Source organism: Sphingobium sp. YR768 (genome assembly GCF_900111125.1).
Taxonomy (GTDB): domain Bacteria; phylum Pseudomonadota; class Alphaproteobacteria; order Sphingomonadales; family Sphingomonadaceae; genus Sphingobium.
In genome coordinates this window covers 1-3,030 of record NZ_FOGE01000075.1, presented here as the reverse complement: position 1 = coordinate 3,030, position 3,030 = coordinate 1, and the positions used below count along the sequence as shown (strand labels likewise).

Sequence of the window (3,030 nt, the reverse complement as noted above, 5' to 3'; positions counted from 1 at the left end):
CTGCTGATGCTGGCCGGGATCGGCGGCTATCTCACCTTGCCGGTCAAGCTCGTGCCGGATGTCTCCTTTCCGAGCATCGAGGTGTCGGTGACGCTAAACGGCGCCGCGCCGAGCGAAGTCGAAACGCAGATCACCCGCGAGGTCGAGGCGGCGGTCTCCAACATCCCCGGCGCCGATCATGTCCAATCGACCGTCACCCTTGGCCGGTCGAGCACGATCGTCAATTTCGACATCGGCGAAGACCCGCAACGCGCGAGCGATGAAGTGCGCGTGGCGATCGACCGAATCCGCGACGCGCTGCCGCGCGAGATCGAGGAGCCCGTCGTCTCGCGGATCGAGTTCGAGAGCAGGCCGGTGGTGATCTATGCGGTGTCCTCGTCGCGCATGTCCGATGTGGAATTGAGCTGGTTCGTCGACGATATAGTCGCCCGGCGCCTCGCGGCACGAAAGGGGGTAGGACAGGTCCAACGCCTCGGCGGGGTCGACCGCGAGATCAACGTCACGCTCGACCCGGAGCGACTTGAAGCTCTCGGGCTCACGGTTCCCTTGATCAACAATGCCCTGCGGAGCTTCAATGCCGATGTGCCGGGTGGCAGTACCGAGGTTGGCGGGCGCACGCAGACCGTGCGGGTGCTCGGCGCAGCCAATACGGTCGACAAGCTGCGCGATACGAGCATCCCGACCGGCGATGGGCGGCAGTTGCGCCTTGGCGATATCGCCAGCGTCACGAGCGGCCCGGCGCAGCGCACGCATCTCGCCCAGCTCGAAAACCGCTCGGTCGTCGCCTTCCAGGTGATGAAGACCATGGCCTCGTCCGACGTGGCGGTCGAGGATGAGATGACCGAGGCGATCGCCCAGCTCCAGGCCGAGCATAGCGATGTCCGGTTCCGCAAGCTCATATCGGGCGCGGACAACACGCGCGAGAGTTTCAATGCGACTGTCATGGTCCTGCTCGAAGGGATGCTGCTCGCCGCGCTGGTGGTGTTCGCCTTCCTGCGCGAGTGGCGCAGCACGATCATCGCCGCGCTCACCATGCCCATTGCACTCATCCCAACCTTTGCCGCGATGGCGGCGCTCGGCTTCAGCCTCAACATCATCACCCTGCTGGCGCTGACCCTCGTGATAGGGGTGCTGGTCGACGACGCCATCGTCGAGATCGAGAATATCGAGAAGCGTATCAAAGCCGGGGAAACGCCCTATCAGGCCTCGCTCATGGGTGCTGATGCGATCGGGCTGGCGGTCATATCGACGACCATGGCCATCGTCGTCATATTCGTGCCCGTCTCGCTGATGCCGGGCATGGCGGGCCGGTTCTTCCGCGAGTTCGGTCTGACCGTCGCGATCGCGGTGCTCTCCTCGCTGCTGGTCGCGCGGCTGCTCACGCCGCTCATGGCCGCCTACTTCCTCAAGCCGTCCGCCCACCCCAAACCTCGCAAGCCCTTCACCGGGTCCTATCGGAGGATCGTGGAGTGGGCGCTTGCCCATCGCTGGCGCTCGCTGGCCGGTGCCGGCCTCCTGTTCGTCGCGTCGCTGTGGCGGGCAACCACCCTCCCGACCGGGTTCACGCCGGAGAGCGACAACGGGATCGTCGATATCCAGGTCGGAGGGCCGCCCGGCGTCACACTGGAGGAAATGCGACGTGCAACGACCTTGCTCACCGACAGGCTGCACGAACAGGGCGATGTCGACCTCGTATTCGCGTCGCTCGGAAGCGGTGGTAGCGTGGGTACGGGCACCGTGACCATCCTCCTCAAGAAGGAGCGCGAGCGCACCACGCAGGCATTCCAGGCTGCGATCAGGCCTATTCTTCTCACAATCCCAGATGTGCGCCTGAGCTATGGCGAGGGCGGCGGGAGTGGGTCCAACGTCCAGGTCATTCTCTCCGGAGAGAATGGCGATGCCCTGGCGAGGGCCGCCCTGGCACTCGAACGGCAGATGCGCGGCGTGCCGGACCTGGCCAATGTCCACCAGCTCGCTCCGCGCCCCGCCGCCGAACTGGTCATCCGCCCCAGGCCCGATGAAGCGGCGCGGCTCGGCGTAACGGCCGAGGCGCTTGCCGCGATCGTCCGTGTTACCACCATGGGGGATGTCGACGCCAACACCGCTAGGTTCAACGATGGCGAGCAGCGCCTTCCTGTGCGGGTGAGGCTGCCCGACAGCGCACGCGCCGATTTCGACACCATCGGTAATCTGCGCGTACCGCTCGCATCCGGCGAAACCGTTCCGCTCTCGGCTGTGGCCTCGCTGAGTTTTGAGCCGGGTGTCACGCGCATCGAGCGGTTCGACCGCGAGCGCCGTGTCACCGTTCAGGCCGAACTGAACGGCGTGTCGATCGGGCAGGCGCTGGCGAAGATCGACGCCCTGCCGATCATGCAGCAACTGCCCGAAGGCGTCACCAGGCCCGCCTTCGGCCAGTCCGCCGACATGGACGAGTTGTTCGGCGGGTTCGTTGGCGCCATGATCGCCGGCGTCGCGCTGATCTTCGCGGTGCTGGTGTTACTGTTCCGCAGCTTCTTCAAGCCGATCACCATCCTTACCGCCCTGCCCCTTTCGCTGATAGGCGCCTTTGCTAGCCTCGTCCTGAGCGGCGCGGCGCTCAACCTGCCGGCCCTGATCGGTCTGCTCATGCTCATGGGCCTCGCGGCGAAGAACTCGATCCTGCTTGTCGAGCATGCGATCGAATCCGAACGCGCGGGCGTGAGCCAGCATGATGCGCTAATCGAGGCTTGCCGCGAACGTGTGCGGCCGATCGTCATGACGACGTTCGCGATGGCCGCAGGGATGGTGCCGACTGTGCTGGGTCTCGGCGAAGGCTCGGAGTTCCGCGTGCCGATGGCGCTCGCCGTCATCGGCGGGCTGATCTCGTCCACGGCCTTGTCACTCGTTCTCGTTCCCGTGGTCTACGAGATCATCGACGATTTCGAGATGCGGGTCCGCCCCCGACTGGCCCGCTTCATCACAGTGCCTCGACGCAAGGACGCTGCCTTATGAGGAAATTTTAGCCGGCCGCGCTGCTGGTTGAAGTGACTG

1 protein-coding gene is annotated in these 3,030 nt (G+C 65.3%); it reads left to right on the top strand.

Going from position 1 to position 3,030, the window contains the following annotated elements; genetic code table 11:
* Positions 1 to 2,991 (top strand): efflux RND transporter permease subunit (locus tag BMX92_RS26660; protein ID WP_177185292.1); only part of this gene is annotated, 2,991 nt, incomplete at its 5' end.
* Positions 2,992 to 3,030 lie beyond the last annotated feature (39 nt).